General features: G+C 71.7%; 17 protein-coding genes. 3 read left to right on the top strand and 14 right to left on the bottom strand.

Going from position 1 to position 18,765, the window contains the following annotated elements; translation table 11 throughout:
• Positions 1-179: 179 nt before the first annotated feature.
• Positions 180-1,454, bottom strand: coding sequence for a tyrosine--tRNA ligase (gene tyrS / locus ACWEVN_RS35850; RefSeq protein ID WP_452054229.1), 1,275 nt, complete (start codon positions 1,452-1,454; stop codon positions 180-182).
• Positions 1,451-2,125, bottom strand: coding sequence for a DNA-3-methyladenine glycosylase (locus ACWEVN_RS35845; protein WP_452054228.1), 675 nt, complete (start codon positions 2,123-2,125; stop codon positions 1,451-1,453). Before ACWEVN_RS35845 ends, tyrS begins: the two co-directional genes overlap by 4 nt.
• Before the next feature lie 273 nt (positions 2,126-2,398).
• Here ACWEVN_RS35845 and ACWEVN_RS35840 point away from each other — a divergent pair, with 273 nt between their 5' ends.
• A complete protein-coding gene (locus ACWEVN_RS35840; RefSeq protein ID WP_452054227.1) occupies positions 2,399-2,692 on the top strand; it encodes a hypothetical protein in 294 nt (97 codons plus the stop codon).
• Here ACWEVN_RS35840 and argH read toward each other — a convergent pair.
• From argH to argC, 8 genes are read right to left on the bottom strand one after another with little or no spacing between them, the layout of a single operon-like run.
• Positions 2,685-4,100 carry an argininosuccinate lyase gene (gene argH / locus ACWEVN_RS35835; protein WP_452054226.1) on the bottom strand — a complete coding sequence of 472 codons (1,416 nt, stop codon included), beginning with the start codon at positions 4,098-4,100 and terminating at the stop codon, positions 2,685-2,687. The genes ACWEVN_RS35840 and argH overlap by 8 nt on opposite strands.
• Before the next feature lie 34 nt (positions 4,101-4,134).
• Positions 4,135-4,416, bottom strand: a complete 282-nt coding sequence (locus tag ACWEVN_RS35830; RefSeq protein ID WP_310976554.1) for an argininosuccinate synthase — start codon at positions 4,414-4,416, stop codon at positions 4,135-4,137.
• On the bottom strand, positions 4,413-4,913 hold the full coding sequence (locus tag ACWEVN_RS35825; protein ID WP_191313262.1) for an arginine repressor: 501 nt from the start codon (positions 4,911-4,913) through the stop codon (positions 4,413-4,415). The genes ACWEVN_RS35830 and ACWEVN_RS35825 overlap by 4 nt, the downstream gene beginning before the upstream one ends.
• On the bottom strand, positions 4,910-5,836 hold the full coding sequence (gene argF / locus ACWEVN_RS35820) for an ornithine carbamoyltransferase (protein ID WP_452054225.1): 927 nt from the start codon (positions 5,834-5,836) through the stop codon (positions 4,910-4,912). The genes ACWEVN_RS35825 and argF overlap by 4 nt, the downstream gene beginning before the upstream one ends.
• Positions 5,836-7,038: an acetylornithine transaminase gene (locus ACWEVN_RS35815; RefSeq protein ID WP_452054224.1), complete on the bottom strand. Its 1,203-nt coding sequence runs from the start codon at positions 7,036-7,038 to the stop codon at positions 5,836-5,838. Before ACWEVN_RS35815 ends, argF begins: the two co-directional genes overlap by 1 nt.
• A complete protein-coding gene (gene argB / locus ACWEVN_RS35810) occupies positions 7,035-7,952 on the bottom strand; it encodes an acetylglutamate kinase (RefSeq protein ID WP_449683294.1) in 918 nt (305 codons plus the stop codon). The genes ACWEVN_RS35815 and argB overlap by 4 nt, the downstream gene beginning before the upstream one ends.
• On the bottom strand, positions 7,949-9,109 hold the full coding sequence (argJ, locus tag ACWEVN_RS35805; RefSeq protein ID WP_452054223.1) for a bifunctional glutamate N-acetyltransferase/amino-acid acetyltransferase ArgJ: 1,161 nt from the start codon (positions 9,107-9,109) through the stop codon (positions 7,949-7,951). The genes argB and argJ overlap by 4 nt, the downstream gene beginning before the upstream one ends.
• Positions 9,106-10,134: an N-acetyl-gamma-glutamyl-phosphate reductase gene (argC, locus tag ACWEVN_RS35800; protein ID WP_452054222.1), complete on the bottom strand. Its 1,029-nt coding sequence runs from the start codon at positions 10,132-10,134 to the stop codon at positions 9,106-9,108. Before argC ends, argJ begins: the two co-directional genes overlap by 4 nt.
• 74 nt (positions 10,135-10,208) lie before the next feature.
• Here argC and ACWEVN_RS35795 point away from each other — a divergent pair, with 74 nt between their 5' ends.
• Positions 10,209-11,165, top strand: a complete 957-nt coding sequence (locus ACWEVN_RS35795) for a helix-turn-helix transcriptional regulator (protein ID WP_449678677.1) — start codon at positions 10,209-10,211, stop codon at positions 11,163-11,165.
• Between the two features lie 258 nt (positions 11,166-11,423).
• On the opposite strand, the gene ACWEVN_RS35790 is transcribed toward ACWEVN_RS35795, so the two are convergent.
• A complete protein-coding gene (locus ACWEVN_RS35790; protein ID WP_452054221.1) occupies positions 11,424-11,921 on the bottom strand; it encodes a helix-turn-helix domain containing protein in 498 nt (165 codons plus the stop codon).
• 203 nt (positions 11,922-12,124) lie between these two features.
• On the bottom strand, positions 12,125-13,708 hold the full coding sequence (locus tag ACWEVN_RS35785; RefSeq protein ID WP_449683298.1) for an alpha/beta hydrolase: 1,584 nt from the start codon (positions 13,706-13,708) through the stop codon (positions 12,125-12,127).
• 193 nt (positions 13,709-13,901) lie between these two features.
• On the opposite strand from ACWEVN_RS35785, the gene ACWEVN_RS35780 reads away from it, so the two are divergent.
• Positions 13,902-14,591, top strand: a complete 690-nt coding sequence (locus ACWEVN_RS35780) for a DNA alkylation repair protein (protein ID WP_452054220.1) — start codon at positions 13,902-13,904, stop codon at positions 14,589-14,591.
• A gap of 427 nt (positions 14,592-15,018) precedes the next feature.
• On the opposite strand, the gene pheT is transcribed toward ACWEVN_RS35780, so the two are convergent.
• On the bottom strand, positions 15,019-17,586 hold the full coding sequence (gene pheT / locus ACWEVN_RS35775) for a phenylalanine--tRNA ligase subunit beta (RefSeq protein ID WP_452054219.1): 2,568 nt from the start codon (positions 17,584-17,586) through the stop codon (positions 15,019-15,021).
• Entirely contained in the window at positions 17,586-18,647 is a 1,062-nt protein-coding gene (gene pheS, locus ACWEVN_RS35770; protein ID WP_310976573.1) for a phenylalanine--tRNA ligase subunit alpha, read from the bottom strand. Before pheS ends, pheT begins: the two co-directional genes overlap by 1 nt.
• Positions 18,648-18,765 lie beyond the last annotated feature (118 nt).

The following is an 18,765-nucleotide window of genomic DNA, read 5'->3' as shown; positions in this document are numbered from 1 at the left end:
GTTTTTGGTGGGACACCCACTCAATCGCGATCCGCGAGAGCTTGGTTCGTGTCCCGGTGGCCACCCGGTTTCCCTGGCGACTTGGAGAACTTTACACCCCTTCCGAGGGTCCGAAACAGGGGGGTCCCTTAACCGCGTTCCCGCAGGTCAGAGGCCTGTTTCGGGCCACCGGGGGCCGGTCAGCCGCCGAGCGCGACGCCAGCGACGTTGCGCTTGCCCTTGCGGACCACGAGCCACTTGCCGTGGAGGGCGTCCTCGCGGGACGGCTTCCACTCCTCGTCCGCGATCTTCACGTTGTTGACGTACGCGCCGCCCTCCTTGAGGGTGCGGCGCGCGGCGCCCTTGCTGTCGACCAGGCCCGAAGCGAGCAACAGGTCGACGATCGTCGCGTCCCCGGACGGGTCGACCTTGCCGTTCGGCACCTCGGCCATCGCCGCGTCGAGGGTGCGTTCGTCCAGGTCGCCGAGCTCGCCGCGGCCGAACAGCGCCTGGCTGGCGTTGATCACCTGCCGGGTCTGCTCCTCGCCGTGGACGAGCGTGGTGAACTCCTCGGCCAGCCGCTTCTGCGCGGCCCGCAGGTGGGGCCGCTGTTCGGTGTCCTCCGCCAGCGCGGCGATCTCCTCCTGGCCGAGGAAGGTGAACATCCGCAGGTAGCGGACGACGTCGGCGTCACCCACATTGACGAAGTACTGGTACCAGGCGTACGGCGAGGTCATCTCCGGGTCGAGCCAGAGGTTCCCGCCGCCCGTCGACTTGCCGAACTTGCGGCCCTCGGCGTCGGTGACCAGGGGCGCGGTCAGCGCGTGCACGGCCGCTCCGTCGGTCCGCCGGATCAGGTCCACGCCGCCGACGAGGTTGCCCCACTGGTCCGACCCGCCGACCTGCAGCTTGCAGCCGTACTGGCGGTGCAGTTGCAGGTAGTCCTGTGACTGCAGGAGCAGGTAGCTGAACTCGGTGTAGGACATGCCGTCGCCTTCGAGCCGGCGCTTCACCGTCTCCCGGTTGAGCATGACGTTGATCGAGAAGTGCTTCCCGATGTCACGCAGGAACTCCAGCGCGGTCTGCTGCCCGGTCCAGTTCAGGTTGTTCTCGACGATCGCGCCGGTCGGCGAGTCGTCGAAGTCGACGAACCGTTCGAGCTGGCCGCGGATGCGCCCGGCCCACTCGGCGACGACGTCGAGGGTGTTCAGCGTGCGCTCACCGGTGTCGCGCGGGTCGCCGATCATCCCGGTCGCGCCGCCGGCCAGCACAATCGGCCGGTGTCCCGCGCGCTGGAAGCGCTTGAGCATGAGCAGCGGGACGAGGTTGCCGGCGTGCAGGCTGGGTGCGGTCGGGTCGAAGCCGCAATAGAGCGTCACGGGACCCTGGTCGAGCTCACGCCGGAGGGCGTCGATGTCGGTGGACTGCGCGATCAGGCCGCGCCAGGACAGCTCGTCGAGGATGTGTTCGCTCACGCCTGTAGATCCTCCCGCACCAGGTCAACCGACTGACTGGCGGGTCGGACCCGGCGCTTCCCGCCGCGGCGGTAGGTGGACACGGCCGGCGACGCGCCGTCCCAGAACCGCCATGGGGTGTCCATCGCCATCGCGACGCCGACGCGCGGGCCGCTGCGGATCCGCTCGGCCGGCACCCGCTCGCCCACGTACAGCCGGACCGGCGACGCGGGATCGGTCAGGTCGACGCCGTTCTCGTCACGGTCGATGCGCAGCACCGACGTCAGGATCGCCGGGCCCTTGGCGAGCTCGCCGGTCCCCCGCGCGTTCGGCCGCCGCTTGCGGACGACGTCGAGGCCGGTGACGACTTCGCCCGCGCGCAGCAGCACCGCGCCGGCCACGCCGTCGGTCGAGCCGACGATGTTCGCGCAGAAGTGCATCCCGTAGACGAAGTAGACGTACAGGTGCCCCGCCGGTCCCCACATGACGGCGTTGCGCGGGGTCTGCCCGCGGTAGCAGTGGGACGCCGGATCGTCCTCGCCGCGGTAGGCCTCGACCTCGACCAGCCGGACGCCGACGGTGCCGTCGGGGCCATCGGCCTCCAGGACCGCGCCGAGCAGCAGGTGGGCCAGGTCGACCGGGTCCAGCGCCAGCTCGTCACGGGTGAACAACCGGCCTGCGTCGCCGCTCAAACGGGGTCCTCTCCTCGGCTGCCTGGCGCGCCCACCCTAACCCTTGAGCGATCGCTCAAACTTCTCTCCAGCCGGTTTGAGCAGTCGCTCAAACTCGCCGAGCGTGCGTTCGAAGACGCCGGTCACGACGACGCCCCGGTGGTCACCCGGTCGCATCTCCGGCTCCCCCTCCGACTGTGGCGCTCGGCCGCGAGATCCGGACCGCGGAACGCGCGGAAGGCAACCTGGCCCTCCTGGCCCAGACCCTGGCCGGGGCGCAGGGCAGCGAGCGGCTTGCCGACGCGACCCCGCGAGGGCCTGGACAAGTGGATCACCGAAGTCCGGACGGCCCTCGAACGCGTGCTCGCCGGGTCGCCGCTGGCCGAGCTCGCGGACCCCGACGGGCTGGCCCACGCCGTGTCCACCGGGTTCCTCGGGCTGACGCTGTCCGACACGGTCGATCCCGACGGCGCCGAGCAGGCCGTCGCCGCGCTGGAACGGCCGGCCGTGCTCGTCGACGTCCTGGACGGGCTCGGCCCGGTGGCCACGCGGGCCGTCCGGGCCAAGCTCCGCAAAACCCTCAGTTGAGCCACTGGCGCGCCGCGGTGACGCGCTCCTCCAGCCGCGCGCGCTGTTCGGCGACGCGCACCGGCGCCGTGCCACCCCGGGCGTCCCGGGACTTCACCGAGCCCTCGACGGTGAGGACTTCGCGCACTGCGGGCGTCAGCGCCGGGTTGATCTTCTCGAACTCTTCGTCGGTCAGCTCGTCCAGGCCGACGCCGCGGGCCTCGGCGACACGGACGCTCTCGCCCGCCGCTTCGTGCGCGACGCGGAACGGGACGCCCTGGCGGACCAGCCACTCGGCGATGTCCGTGGCCAGGGTGAAACCCGCCGGGGCCAGCTCGGCGAGCCGATCGGTGTGGAAGGTGAGCGTCTCGAGCATGCCAGCGATCGCCGGGAACAGGAGCTCGAGCTGCTCGACCGAGTCGAACACCGGCTCCTTGTCCTCCTGCAGGTCGCGGTTGTAGGCCAGCGGCTGCGCCTTGAGGGTGGCCAGCAGGCCGGTGAGGTTGCCGATCAGCCGGCCCGCCTTGCCGCGCGTCAGCTCCGCGACGTCCGGGTTCTTCTTCTGCGGCATGATCGAGCTGCCGGTGGCCCAGGCGTCGTCGAGCGTCACGTAGCCGAACTCGGCGGTGTTCCAGATGATCACCTCTTCGGCGATCCGGGACAGGTTCACCGCGAGCATCGCGACGGCGAAGGCGAACTCGGCCACGAAGTCGCGCGAAGCGGTGCCGTCGATGGAGTTCTCGACGCTGGTGGCGAAGCCGAGCTCCTCGGCGACGGCCTCGGGGTCGAGGCCCAGCGACGAGCCGGCGAGCGCACCCGAGCCGTAGGGCGACTCGGCCGTGCGGGCGTCCCAGTCCTGCAGGCGCGAGACGTCACGCAGCAGCGCCTGGCCGTGGGCCATCAGGTGGTGGGCCAGCAGCACCGGCTGGGCGTGCTGCAGGTGCGTGCGGCCGGGGAGGATCGCGTCCGGGTGCCGCTTCGCCTGCGACACCAGCGCGTCGATGACCTCCAGGGTGCCGGCGACGACCCGGCGCGCGGCGTCGCGCAGCCACATCCGGAACAGCGTGGCCACCTGGTCGTTGCGCGAACGGCCGGCGCGCAGCTTGCCGCCGAGCTCGGTGCCCGCGCGCTCGAGGAGGCCGCGTTCGAGGGCCGTGTGCACGTCCTCGTCGGCGATCGTCGGGGTGAACGTCCCCGAGGCGACGTCCTGGGCGAGCGTGTCCAGGGCGGCCAGCATGCCGGCCAGCTCGTCTTCGGTGAGCAGGCCCGCTTTGCGCAGCACGCGAGCGTGCGCGCGGGACCCGGCGATGTCGTAGGGCGCCAGGCGCCAGTCGAAGTGCGTCGACGCGCTCAGCGCGGCCATGGCCTCCGCCGGACCGCTGGCGAACCGGCCGCCCCACAGCTGCACCGGCTGCTCGTTCCCGCTCACTGTTCTCGTTTCTCCTCGATGTGGTCGTTCGATGTCAGGCGACGGTGATCCGGCCGTCGTACAGGACCAGGCGGACTTCGCCCGAAACGGTGCCGGTCAGCCTGGCGCATCCGCGGCCGGCCCGCCGTTCGAGCGCGGCGCACGCGGCGCCCCGGTCGATTCTCTGCGCCTCGCCGCGCGCACTCAGCATCCGGCGCGCTTCGGCGACGGTGACCGTCTCGCCGTCGATGGCCACCGGCACCCCGCCGTCGTAGGTGACGACGACCTCGTCCGGCGCGAGGAACTCCCCCTCGGCCGGGAAGATATCGGCGATCACGGTGGTCCTTCGTCGGCCGATCGCTGGGCGAGCGCGGCGAACCGTTCGGCGAGGTCCTTGCCCGTCAGGGGCTCGCGCGCGATCACGGCGACCGTGTCGTCGCCCGCGATCGAGCCGACGACCTCTTCCAGGGCCGCCCGGTCGATCGCGCTGGCCAGGAACTGCGCCGCGCCGGGTGGCGTCCGCAGCACGGTCAGGTTGCCGGACGAGTCCGCCGAGACCATCAGTTCCGCGAGCAGCCGGGAGAGCCGGGACGTCCCGCCCTGCACCCCGCGGACCGGGCTGCCGTCCTCGGGGATGACGTAGACCGGCGCCCCCGAATCCGGCCCGCGCAGCTTGACCGCGCCCAGTTCGTCGAGGTCGCGCGACAGCGTCGCCTGGGTGACCTCGATGCCTTCGGCGGCCAGCAGCTTGGCCAGCTCGGTCTGGCTGCGGATGGTCATGGTGGACACGAGCTCGGTGATCCGCGCCTGCCTGCCCACCCGGCTGCCGGTCATCGCCGGCTCTCTTCGAAGAGCCAGACGAGCAGCGCCTTCTGGGCGTGCAGGCGGTTCTCGGCTTCGTCCCAGACCGCGCTGGCCGGGCCGTCGATCACCTCGTCGGTGATCTCCCAGCCGCGGTGCGCCGGCAGGCAGTGCAGCACGATCGCGTCTTCCGCGGCCTTCTTCAGCAGCTCGGTGTTGACCTGCAGGGCACGGAATGGGCCCACCCGGTCGAGGCCGTCGTTCTCCTGCCCCATCGACGTCCACGTGTCGGTGACGAGCACGTCCGCGCCGTCGACCGCCGCGTACGGGTCGGTGAAGACGGTGGCGGTGCCGCCGGTCTCGCTCGCGCGCTTCTTCGCGTCCAGCATCACGCCCTGGTCGGGCTGGAAGCCGACCGGCGAGACGACCCGGACGTGCATCCCGGCGGTGACCCCGCCGAGCAGCAGCGAGTGCGCCATGTTGTTGGCGCCGTCGCCGAGGTAGACGAGGGTGAGGCCCTCGAGCTTGCCCTTGCGCTCGCGGATCGTCATCAGGTCGGTGAGCACCTGGCACGGGTGGAACTCGTCGGTGAGCGCGTTGACGACCGGGATCGACGCGGCCGAAGCCATCGCCTCGATGCGCTTCTGCGCGAAGGTGCGCCACACGATTCCGTCGACGTACCGCGAGAGGACCCGCGAGGTGTCCTCGATGGTCTCTTCGCGGCCGAGCTGCATCGAACGGCCGTCGACGATCACCGGGTGGCCGCCGAGCTGACTGATGCCGACCTCGAACGAGAACCGGGTCCGCGTCGAGTTCTTCTCGAAGATCGCCGTGATCGACTTCCCGGCGAGGGTCCTGTTGCCGAGCGGGTCGGCCTTGAGCGCGTCGGCGAGGTCGAGGATGGCCTTCTGCTCGGCCGGACTGACGTCGTCGTCGCGGAGGAAGTGGCGCAGCATCAGTCGGAGTCCTTCGTGGTGGAGTCGAGCGCGTTCGGGAGTGCGGCGAGGAAACCCTCAGCCTGGTCGCCGTCGAGGACGAGCGGGGGCGCGAGCCGGACGGTGTCCGGGGCGACCGGGTTGACGAGGTAGCCGGCGTCCTGGGCGGCCTGGGCGACCGCCGCCGAGACGGGTTGCTTCAGGGCGATGCCGAGCAGCAACCCGGCGCCGCGCACGCCGGCGATCAGCGGGTGTCCCAGTGCTTCGACACCGGCCGCGATGTCCTTGCCCAGCGAAGCGACGTGGTCGAGGAGGCCCTCGGCGGCGATGGTCTTCAGCACGGCCAGGCCGGCCGCGCAGCAGACCGGGTTGCCGCCGAAGGTGGTGCCGTGCTGGCCCGGCTTGAGCAGGTCGCCCGCCGCGCCGACGCCGATCACCGCGCCCAGCGGCAGGCCGCCGCCGAGGCCCTTGGCCAGGGTGATGACGTCCGGCACGATGCCGGCCTGCTGGTAGCCGAACCAGGTGCCGAGCCGGCCGAGACCGGTCTGCACCTCGTCGAGCACCAGCAGCGTGCCGGTGGCCTTGGTGATTTCGCGGGCGGCCTGCAGGTAGCCGTCCGGCGCCGGGATGACACCCGCTTCGCCGAGCACCGGCTCCAGGAAGACGGCCGCGGTTTCGGTGTCGACGGCGGCCTTGAGCGCCGCGACGTCCCCGAACGGCACGTGCTCGACCCCGGGCACCAGCGGCTGGAAGGCGTCGCGCTTGGCGGGTTGGCCGGTGAGCGTCAGCGCCCCCATGGTGCGGCCGTGGAACGCGCCTTCGGCGGCGACCACTTTGGTGCGCCCGGTCAGCCGGCTGATCTTCAGCGCGGCTTCGTTCGCCTCGGCGCCGGAGTTGACGAAGAGCACCTTGCCGTGGCCGGTGAGGCCGGCGACGTCGAGCAGCGCCTCGGCGAGCTCGACGGCCACCGGGTTGACGTAGAGGTTCGAGGTGTGGCCGAGCCGCTTGATCTGCTCGGTGACGGCTTCGACGACGGCCGGGTGCGCGTGGCCGAGCGCGTTGACGGCGATGCCGCCGAGCAGGTCCACGTACTCCTTGCCGTCGGCGTCCCACACCTTCGCGCCCTCGCCGCGCACCAGCGTCAGCTTGGGGGTGCCGTAGTTGTCCATGAGGGCGGACTGCCAGTGCGCCTGGCCATCCACATTGGACTCGAGGTCGGTCACGGGAGCTCCGTTTCGGGGAAGACCATGGTGCCGATGCCGCGCGAGGTGAAGACTTCCAGCAGGACCGAATGGGCGAGGCGGCCGTCGATCACGTGCGCCCGGCGCACGCCGCCGCGGATGGCGCGCACGCACGCCTCCATCTTCGGAATCATGCCGCTGGCCAGGCCGGGCAGCATGGTCTCGAGGCGGTCGACGCGGATGCGGTCGATCAGCGACGACCGGTCGGGCCAGTTCGCGTAGAGGCCTTCGACGTCGGTGAGCACCACGAGCTTTTCGGCGCCCAGCGCGGCCGCCAGCGCGCCGGCGGCCGTGTCGGCGTTGACGTTGTGCACGACGCCGTCGACGTCCGGCGCGACCGTGGACACGACCGGGATGCGCCCGGCGTTGACGATGTCCAGCACCGCGTCCGGGTTGACCTCGGCGACCTCGCCGACCAGCCCGATGTCGACCTGCTCACCGTCCACAGTGGCCTGTTTGCGTTCGGCGGTGAACAGCCGCGCGTCCTCGCCGGAGATGCCGACCGCGTACGGCCCGTGGGCGTTGATCAGCCCGACGAGCTCGCGGCTGACCTGCCCGGTGAGCACCATCCGGACGATGTCCATCGTCTCCGGCGTGGTGACCCGCAGGCCGCCCTTGAACTCGCCTTCGACGCCGAGGCGTTTGAGCATCGCGGTGATCTGCGGGCCGCCGCCGTGCACGACGACCGGGCGCAGGCCGGCCAGCCGGAGGAACACCATGTCCTCGGCGAAGGCCGCCTTCAGCTGGCCGTCGATCATCGCGTTGCCGCCGTACTTCACCACCACGGTGGCCCCGTGGAACCGCTGCAGCCAAGGCAGCGCTTCGATGAGCACCCCGGCCTTTTCGGCCGCCGTCGCGAGTCGTTCGTCCGCGGAAATCAGAGCCTCCTGGTTCATGAGGAGTACGCGCTGTTCTCTTCGACGTAACCGTGCGAAAGATCCGTGGTGTAGATGGTCGCCGTGTTCGTGCCGACGCCGAGGTCGACGACGATTTCGATGGCCCGGCCGGTGAGGTCCGCCGCCGACCGGTCGGCGGCGGGCACACCCTGGGCGAACAGGGTGACGCCGTTGATCGCGATCGACACGGCCTCCGGGTCGATGCGGGCCGGCGCCCGGCCGAGCGCCATGGCGATCCGGCCCCAGTTCGGGTCGGAGCCGAACAGCGCCGTCTTGACCAGGTTGTCCTCGGCGATCGTGCGGGCGACGGCGATCGCGTCGGCCTCGGTGGCCGCGCCGCGCACGGTGACGTCGACGTCCTTAGTCGCGCCCTCGGAGTCCGCACGCAGCTGGAGTACGAGGTCGTGGCTGACCGCGGTGAGCAGCTCGGTGAGCTCGGCTTCGGTGGGCTCGACGCCACTGGCGCCCGAGGCCAGGACCAGGACGGTGTCGTTGGTGGACGTGCCGCCGTCGACGTCCAGCCTGTCGAAGGTGACGTGGGTCGCCGCGCGCAGCGCCCGGTCGAGGGTTTCCTTGTCCACCACGGCGTCGGTGGTCAGCACCGAAAGCATGGTGGCGAGGTTCGGGGCGAGCATGCCCGCACCCTTGGCGAAACCACCGACGCTCCAGCCGGTGTCGTGCTTCGCAAACGCTTGCTTCGGTTTCGTGTCGGTGGTCATCACGCCCGTGGCGGCGTTGAGGCTCGCTTCGGGACTCGAGTCGAGGGCCTTGACGGCGGTGTCCACTCCGGACAGGACGGCGTCCATCGGGAGCCGCTCGCCGATCAGGCCGGTGGAGCAGACGGCGACCTCGATCGCGCCCGCCTGTAGGACTTCGGCGACCTTCTCGGCCGTGGCGTGGGTGTCCTGGAAGCCGCCGGGCCCGGTGGCCGCGTTGGCGCCGCCCGAGTTGAGGACGACGGCCTTGAGCCGCTGCTGCTTGAGCACCTCCTGCGACCACAGCACCGGCGCGGCCTTGATGACGTTGCGGGTGAAGACGCCGGCCGCGACGTCGAGCGGGCCGTCGTTGACGACCAGGGTCAGGTCGAGCGCGCCGGAGGCCTTGATCCCGGCGGCGACGCCGGCGGCGCGGAAGCCCTGGGGGCCGGTGACGGTCACGGTGCCACTCCTACGGTGGGAAGCCCGGTGGTCTCCGGGAGGCCGAGGGCCAGGTTCATCGATTGGACGGCACCGCCGGCGGTGCCCTTGGTGAGGTTGTCGATCGCGGCGACGACGACCAGGCGCTTCGCGTCGGCGTCGACCGTGACCTGCAGCTGGGTGTTGTTCGAGCCCAGCGTCGAGGCCGTCGCCGGCCAGGCGCCGGCGGGCAGCAGCTGGACGAACGGCTCGGCGTCGTAGGCCTTTTCGTACGCGGCGCGCGCGGCGGCCTCGTCGACGCCGTCCTTCAGCGGGGCGGTGGCCGTGGTGAGGATGCCGCGGGGCATCGGCGCGAGCACCGGCGTGAAGGACACGGTGACCTTCTCCCCCGCGACGGCGGACAGGTTCTGGGCGAATTCGGGGGTGTGGCGGTGGGCGCCGCCGACGCCGTACGCGCTCGCCGAACCCATCACCTCGGAGCCGAGCAGGTTCGGCTTGAGGCTCTTGCCGGCGCCGGAGGTCCCGGTGACCGCGACGATCGTGACGTCGGGCTCGATCAGCCCGGCGGCGAACGCGGGCGCGAGGGCCAGCGAGCCGCCGGTCGGGAAGCAGCCGGGCACGGCGATGCGCTTCGTGCCGGCGAGCTTTTCGCGGGCGCCGGGCAGTTCGGGCAGGCCGTACGGCCACTGGCCGGCGTGGTCGCCGCCGTACCAGCGCTGCCAGTCGCCGGCGTCGGCCAGGCGGTGGTCGGCGCCGAGGTCGACGACCAGGACGTCCGGGCCGAGCCGCGCCGCGATCGCCGCGGAGTGCCCGTGCGGCAGCGCGAGGAAGACGACGTCATGGCCGGCGAGGGTCTCCGGCGTCGTCTCGGCCAGGACGCGATCGGCGAGGGGGACGAGGTGGGGCTGGTGGACGCCGAGCTTCGTGCCCGCGCTGCTGGCGGCCGTGAGCGCGCCGATCTCGACCCCGGGATGGGTCAGGAGCAGGCGCAGCAGCTCACCACCCGCGTACCCGCTGGCTCCGGCCACCGCGATGTTCACCGTCATACGCATGATTATGCACGCCCTTGCAAGTCTAAACAAACCCGGAGTGGTGGCCGCCACCTTGGGATGCTGGGCGCATGACGGACACCCCGGCCCGGTTGCTCGGCCTGCTTTCGCTGCTCCAGACGCCCCGCGAGTGGCCGGGCAGCGAACTCGCCGAACGCTTGGGCGTCAGCCCGCGCACCATCCGCCGCGACATCGAGCGGCTGCGCGACCTGGGGTACCCGGTCGAGGCCAGCCGAGGCGTGGCGGGCGGGTACCGGCTGGTCGCCGGCACCGCGATGCCACCGCTCGTGCTGGACGACGAGGAAGCCGTCGCGATCGCGGTCGGCTTGCGGACCGCGGCGGGACAGTCCGTTTCCGGGATCGAGGAGGCGTCCGTGCGGGCGCTCGCCAAGCTGGAGCAGGTCCTGCCGGCCCGGCTGCGCCGCCGGGTGGGCACGATCGGCACGGCGACGGTCGCCGTGCCCGCCACCGGGCCGGTGGTCGACCCGGCGCAGCTGACGGTGTTCGCCGGCGCGATCACCAACCACGAGACGGTGCGGTTCCGCTACCGCGCCCACGACGGCGCGGAGACCCGCCGCCGGGCCGAGCCGCTCCGGCTGGTCGCCGCGGGCCGCCGCTGGTACCTGGTCGCCTACGACCTCGACCGGGCGGACTGGCGCGTGTTCCGCGCCGACCGCGTCCGCGACGCCCAGGCGACCGGCGGCCGGGTGGTGCCGCGCCGGCCGCCCGCCACGGACCTGGCGGCGTACGTGCTCGAGCGGTTCTACGACCTGGCGCCTTCGTACCAGGCAGTGGCTGTGCTGGCGGAGCCGGCGTCGCAGATAGCTCCCCGCCTCGGCCAGGCGGCGGGCGAGCTGACCGACCTCGGCGACGGCCGGTGCCGGTGGCGGAGCCACTCGGACACGTTGGACTGGCTCGCGTTCCGCCTGCTGGGGCTGGGGTGCGGGTTCACGGTCGAGGAACCGCCGGAACTGGTGGCGCACCTGAAGGTGCTCGCCGACCGGGCGGCCGCGGCCGTGCCGGACTGACCGGTCGGCCCGGTTGCGCCGGCCGGAGCTCGGTGCGCCGGACCGGCACCAGGCGCTTGACGCCACTCGCGAGCCGTGCCGAGCCGGACCGACCCGGCAGCTTGCTGCCGCCACGCGGGGGGACGCCACGGCACGCGGATCGGCCGGGGTTCCGGGCCGGACAGCGAAGTCGAAGCTCATCGATTTCCTCCGTTCGATGAAGTCGGAACCGACGGCCGGTGGGCCGGTCCACCCTGCGGACCGGCCCACCGCCGCCGGTCAGGCAGGCTCACCTCCGTCCAGGTCCGTGCGCCTGCTCGGCGGCACGGGGAGGTAGCAGCCCGGGTGTTCCGGATCGCAGCCCACGCGGGGCAGGCGGGCGCGGATGCCGCCGGGGGTGCGCTCGAAGTACGCCGCGATCTGCGCGACGCTCTCCCCCGCGATCCACCGGCTCTCCAGCTCCGCGTCCATCTCCTCGTTCCACGGGCGGCCCTGCTGGGCAGGACGGCCCGCGGATCTTCGCCGCGGCCCGCGGCGCTCGCCGGTCGCGGACAGCAATCCGTCCGCGACGAGCTCCGCCACCGTGTCCGCCACCGCGACGTCGAGGTCGAGGCTGCCCTCGGCGACCGGTTCGCCGCCGGGAGCGGCCGCCTCCAGGGTGATCATCACCCGGGGCGTGGGTTCGGCGCGGTCGACGTCCGTCCTGGTCGAGACCACGATCTGGTAGGTGTTCTCAGCTGCCCGGACCTCGGTCCGGCGCTCTTCGATGATCGACATGCCACGAAGCTAGCGCGCACCCCCGACAATTTTCGGCCACGCGCTGCTCACGGCCCACTCCGCTCCGAAATTGTCGGCCCCCTCCCCTAACGTTCCCGGCGACCACGAAACGTCACGAGGAGGCGACGATGGGGCACCGGCGGACAAGACGCTGCCCCGGTCCGGAAGCACCGGACCGGGGCAGCGGGATGGAGCGGGTTCGCTCAGAAGTGCAGCAGCTGGGCCAGCGCGCTCTGCTTCTCCTGGGCGGCTTTCGCGGTGTTGTCCGACTTCTGCGCCGCGGCGCCGTCGGGCACCGGCGCCGGCACCGGGCTGCACTGGACGTCCGAGTGGTTGCCGGGCTGGCGCTTCGGCAGCGTGCCGTTGGCCAGGTAATCGGCGACCTTGTCGTCCACACAGGCCACACCGGACAGCGAACCGGCGTGCGTGGTGCCGCCCGGCGCGCTGATCAGGCTCGAGTTCGGGAACCGCTTCCGCACCTCGAGGCTGCCGGTGTACGGCGTGGCGGCGTCGAGCTCCTCGCTGATGAGCAGGGCACCGGCCACCTTGCGGCCGTCGATGTTCACCGGCTTGCCCGCCTTCGCCGGCCAGAACGCGCAGGGCGCGTTGAACCAGGCGTTGCCCCAGGTCTCGAACGGGGCCTTGAAGTAGGTCAGCCAGTTGTCGACCCGCCACCGGTTCCAGTCGGTCGGCCACTGCACGTCGGTGCACTGCACGCCGAGGTACACGGCGAAGCCGTTGTCGTCGCCCGGCGGGTTCGAGTTGTCGTAGAGCTCCTTGAGCGTCTGCCAGTCACCCTTGTGCACGTAGCCGTCGAACGCCTTGGCCATGTCGACCCAACCGAAGACGTAGTAGCCGGCCTGCAGGAAGATGTCGGTCCATTCGTCACCGCCGATCACCCCGCCCGCCGGGTCCTTGGCCAGCTTGCGCTGGGTGGCGTACCACAGCTTCTCGACGGCGTCGCCGGTCTTGCCCAGGTGGTAGACGTCGTCGTACTTCGCGAGCCAGTCGAAGTAGATCTTGATGTTCTTGTCGAACGCGACGTCCTGGTCGAGGTTGGCCTGGTACCAGACCTTCCGCGGGTCGACGTTGCCGTCCAGCACCATCCGGCGGACGTTCTTCGGGTACAGCGTACTGTACACCTGGCCGAGGTAGGTGCCGTAGGAGAAGCCGTAGTAGTTGATCTGCTTCTCGCCGAGCGCCTTGCGCAGGCTGTCCATGTCCTGGGCGACGTCGGTCGTCTTCAGGTGGTTCAGGATCTCGCCGTTCTTGCGGCACGCGTCGGCGTACCCCTTCGAGCGGGCGAGCCAGGTCTTCTCCAGCTGCACGGTGGTCGGCACGTACGCCGGCCGGTTGTAGCTGAAGTAGTTCCCGTCGCAGCTGATGGCGGGCTTGCTGGACCCGACGCCCCGCGGGTCGAAGCCGATCCAGTCGTAGTTGTCCCCGGCGTGGTTCGGCACGTACTTCCCGAGCACCGACAGGCCGAGGCCGGAGCCACCCGGGCCGCCCGGGTTCACCAGCATGATGCCCTGGGACTGCGCGGTCTTGTGCTTGATCCGCGAGACCGCGACGGAGACCTTCGCCCCGCCCGGCTTCGCGTAGTCCATCGGCACTTCGAGGAAGCCGCACTCGGCGCCGTTGGCCTTGAGGCTCGCCGACGCGCAGGGCCCCCAGGCGATCGGCGCGGGGGTGAACTGCACCCCGGGCTCCGCCGAGGCGGCGGGCGCGGCGGCCATCAGCCCGGCCGCGAGCCCCGCGGCGGCGACGGCGGCAACGATTCTTTTCACAGTCGTCCTTTTCATCCGCTTTCGACAGCGTTCGCCAGATTTCGACGAAACTACCGGCAACCCTGGACAATCTCGTCGACCGACGCGACTTCCGCCATCCGTCTTTCGTCGGGACCTGCGGGGTCCGCGCGGCGCTGGAACTGTCGGTGGCCGGCAGTACGCTCCGGGGCGCCCGAGCCCGACAGGAGGACGGATGAGCGCGGACGAAAGGCTGGTCAAGGCGATTCGCGCCGGGCTGGCCGAACTGGCCGACCCGGTGAAAGCACCGGCGATGCAGGCGTACATGAAGTCGGCCATGCCCTTCCGCGGGGTCCCGAAACCCGAGCGCAGCACGCTCCTCAAGCGCGTCCTGGCCGACCACACATTGACCGATCGGGTGACTTTTTCGGCGACCGTCCTGGAGTTGTGGCGAACCGCCGAATTCCGCGAGGAGCGCTACGCGGCCATCGATCTTTCCGGGTACCGGGCCTACCGGCGGTGGCAGGACCCGGACCTGCTGCCGGTGTACGAGGAAATGATCGTCGGCGGGGCCTGGTGGGACTACGTCGACGAGGTCGCGATCCGGCGGATCGGCCCGATCCTCCGTGAGCATCGCGGCCGCGTGACGCCGACGATGCTGGCGTGGGCGCACGACACCGACCTCTGGCGCCGCAGGACGGCGATCATCTGCCAGGTGGGCGCCAAGGAGGACACCGACACGGACCTGCTGACCCGCGCCATCGAGCCGTCGATCGCCGAGCCGGAGTTCTTCCTGCGGAAGGGAATCGGCTGGGCGCTGCGGGAGTACGCGAAGACGGCGCCGGACTGGGTGCGGTGCTTCGTGGACGATCACCCGGGCCTGTCCGGGCTGTCGAGACGGGAGGCGCTCAAGCACCTCGGCTGAGGATCCGGGCGCGGGGTCGGTTCACGGATCGAGAGGGTCGGCCGGCGTACCCGAAGGGGCGGCTTATGTGCCGGGAAGGTCGGCTCGCGTACCTGGGGCGGTCGAGTTGCGTACGGGACGGTCGGCTCGCGTGCCCGATGGGTCGATCCGCGTGATCAGCGGGGTGACTCGCGTGCTCGAAAGGGTATCTCGCGTGATTGAAGGCGCGACACGTGTGATCGAAGGCGCGACTCGCGTGATTGCAAGCGTGACTCGCGTGAATGGAGGCGTGACTCGCGTGAATGGAGGCGTGACTCGCGTGAATGGAGGCGCGACTCGCGTGAATGGAGGCGCGACTCGCGTGATTGGAGGCGCGACTCGCGTGATTGGAGGGTGGGCGCGGGACGGGCCGGCCCCTCCTGGCTGGGCGGGAGGGGCCGGGTGACCGTCAGGCGCGGAGGGTGGCGCTGTAGCGCTCGGCCGCCGCCGCCAGTGCTGCGTCGCGGGCCTTGGTGGCCTCGTCGACCGTCAGGGTGCGGTCCGGGGCGCGGAAGCGCAGCTTGTACGCCAGCGATCGCTTGCCCTCGCCGACCTGTTCGCCCGTGTACACGTCGAACAGGGTGATGTCCTCGAGGAGCTCGCCCGCGCCCTCGCGCAGCACCGACGCCAGGTCTGCCGATGGGACCTCGGCCGCCGCCACCAGGGCGACGTCGAGGAGGACCGGCGGGTAGCCCGAGACGCTCGGTGCCGGGCGGGCGTCCGGCAGCGGGATCGCGTCCAGGTCCAGCTCCATCGCCACCGTGCGCGGCGGCAGGCCGAGGGCCTCGACCACCTTCGGGTGCAGCTCGCCCGCGTGGCCGACCGGCCAGTCGCCGACCCGGAGCTGGGCGCAGCGGCCCGGGTGCCACGGCGGGAGGTCGGCCGCCTGGACCGTCAGCTCGACGCCGGCCGCCTCCGCGACCGTGCGGGCCGCCTGGACCGCGTCGGCCCAGTTCGCCGGCTCGCCCGCGCCCCACCAGCCCGCTCGGCGGCGGTTGCCGGCGAGGACCACCGCGACGTGCAGCGGCTGCAGCGGCACCGCTGCCTCGAGCAGCGCCAGGTCCTCGTCCGACGGGCGGTGGTCGACGCCCAGGTCCGGGACCTTCAGCGGGTTCGGAGCCGGGAGCACCACCTGGCCGACGTGGTACAGCGAGACGTCCTTCATCCCGCGGGACACGTTGCGCTGCATGGTGTCCAGCAGGCCCGGCAGCAACGTCGTCGCCAGGCGGTTGCGGTCGGCTTCCAGGGGGTTGCGGACCACCACCGTGTTGCGGCGGACGTCGTCGGCCGGGAGGCCGAAGGCGTCCCACACCGCGTCGCTGACGAACGGGAACGGGCGCACCTCGACGTAGCCCGCCTCGGCGAGCGCCCGGGAGACACCCCGGACCCGCCGCTGGCCGTCGGTCAGGCCGCGGCCGGCCGGCGCGGCCGGCAGGACCGACGGGATGCTGTCGTACCCCTCCAGGCGCAACACCTCTTCGACGAGGTCGGCCGGCTGGCGCAGGTCGCCGCGCCAGCTCGGCGGGATCGCCGTGACCAGGCCCGTTCCGTCGTCGCCCGTGCCGACCGAGACCTTGCAGCCGATCTGGGTGAGCCGGCGGACCGTGACGCCGCGCTGGTAGCTCACGCCCGCCACCTTGTCCGGCAGGTTGATCGGCATGACGACCGCCGGGTTCGGCTCGACGCCGCCCTCGTCGGTGCGGCCCGGCTGGATGGCCGCGTCGCCGTACTGGCGCAGCAGCCGGGCGGCCAGCTCGACCGCCGCCGCGCAGAGCTGCGGGTCGGTGAACCGCTCGAAGCGCTTGGCGGCCTCGGAGAACAGCTTGTGCCGCCGCGCGGTGCGGCTGATCGCCGCCGGGTTCCAGTGGGCCGCCTCGAGCAGCACGTCCGTGCTCTCCGGCGTGATCTCGGTGTTCGCGCCACCCATCGTGCCGGCGAGCGAGATGACGCCGCTGTCGTCGGCGATGACCACGTCGTCCGGGTCGAGCGTGCGCTCGACGTCGTCCAAAGTGGTCAGTTTCTCGCCCGGCTTCGCCCGGCGCACCACCAGATCGCCCTGGATGGCCTTGGTGGCGAACGCGTGCAGCGGGTGCCCCAGCTCGAGCATCACGTAGTTGGTGACGTCGACGGCCAGCGAAATCGACCGGATGCCGGCCAGCATCAGCCGCCGGCGCATCCGCCACGGCGTCGGCGCGGTCGCGTCCAGGCCGGTGACCCGGCGCAGCACGAACCGCGGGCAGCCCTCCGGGTCCTCGACGTGCACCGGCCAGGCGTCACCCTCGGCCGCCGGGACTTCCAGCAGCGCCGGGTCGCCGAAGGGCACGTCGAGAGCGTTCGACAGCTCGCGCGCGAGCCCGCGGATCGACAGCGCGTAGCCACGATCCGGGGTGGGGGCGAGCTCGATCACCGAGTCGTTGAGGCCGAGCAGCTCGCTCGCGTCGTCGCCCGGGCTCGCGGTGCCCGGCGGCAGCACGAGGATGCCGGTGTGGTCGTCGCCGAGGCCGAGCTCACGGGCCGAGCAGATCATGCCGTCGCTGATCCGGCCGTAGGTCTTGCGGGCGGCGATGGCGAAGTCGCCGGGCAGGACGGCGCCGGGCAGCGCGACGACGACCAGGTCGCCCTCGGCGAAGTTGCGCGCGCCGCAGATGATGCCGCGGGTCTTGATGCCGTGCGGGCCCTCGTCGAGCTCGCCGGCTTCGTCGTCGTCTTCGTCCTCGTCGTCTTCGTCGTCGAGCTCCTCGGCTTCGTCGGCGGGCTCGCCGACATCGACGCGGCAGAAGCGCACCGGCTTCTTGAACTCGGTGAGCTCCTCGACCTCGGCGACCCGGCCGACGACCAGCGGGCCGGTCACGGGGCCGAGCTCACGCAGGTCGTCGACCTCGATGCCGATCCGGACGAACGCGTCGGCCAGGTCCTGCGGCGTGACCTCGTCCGCGAGATCGAGGTGTTCGGTCAGCCAGCTGACTGGGACTCGCACTACGCCTCCGTTCCGAAGGGAAGGGTGAAGCGGACGTCGCCCTCCACCATGTCGCGCATGTCCGGGATGCCGTTGCGGAACTGCAGGGTGCGCTCGATGCCCATGCCGAAGGCGAACCCGGAGTAGACCTCGGGGTCGACGCCGCAGGCGCGCAGCACGTTCGGGTTGACCATGCCGCAGCCGCCCCACTCGACCCAGCCGGGGCCGCCCTTCTTCTCCTCGAACCAGACGTCCACCTCCGCGGACGGCTCGGTGAAGGGGAAGAAGTGCGGGCGCAGCCGCGTCTTCGAGCTCTCGCCGAACATCGCGCGGGCGAAGGCGTCCAGCGTGCCCTTGAGGTGGGCCATCGTGATGCCCTTGTCGACCGCGAGCCCCTCGACCTGGGTGAACACCGGGGTGTGGGTCGAGTCGAGCTCGTCGGTGCGGTACGTCCGGCCGGGGCAGACGACGTAGACCGGCAGGTCGCGGTGCAGCAGCGTGCGCGCCTGGACCGGCGAGGTGTGCGTCCGCAGCACCAGGCCCGAGTCCTCTTCGCCGACGTAGAACGTGTCCTGCAGCTGCCGGGCCGGGTGGTCCTTGCCGAAGTTCAGCGCGTCGAAGTTGAACCACTCGGCCTCGAGCTCGGGCCCCTCGGCGACCTCGTAGCCCATCGCGACGAAGGCGTCGGCGACGCGCTCGGAGATGGTGCTGATCGGGTGCCGGGCGCCGCGCGGGATGCGATCCCACGGCAGGGTGACGTCGACGGCCTCTTCGCGCAGCACACGCTCGTCGCGCTCCACCTGGAGCTCGGCGCGGCGCGCGTCGAAAGCCGCCTGGACGGCCTGCCGCGCTTCGTTGACGCGCTTGCCCGCCTCGGCCTTCTCCTGCTTGGGCAGGGCGCCGATCCCGCGGCGGGCCAGGCCCACCGGGGACTGGTCACCGAGGTGGGCCGGCTTGACCTCGGCCAGCCCTTCGAGCCCGGTCGCGGCGGCGAACGCCGCTTCGGCGGCCTTGACCGCCTCCTGCAGCGTCTCGGGGGCGAGCACCGCGCCCTGTGCTTCCTTCTCCGTGGCTCCGGACATAACTCCTCGGCGTCCGCTGGGACTGGTCGTTCACGCACCGCCGCACACGGCACGCGAGAGGTCAAAGGCGGGAAAAGTCTATGGGATCGGCTCCGCACGCCCCCGGGGCGACCGGGGG

The sequence above is a fragment of the Amycolatopsis sp. NPDC003861 genome, assembly GCF_053605405.1.
This window is presented reverse-complemented; position numbering and strand designations above follow the sequence as displayed.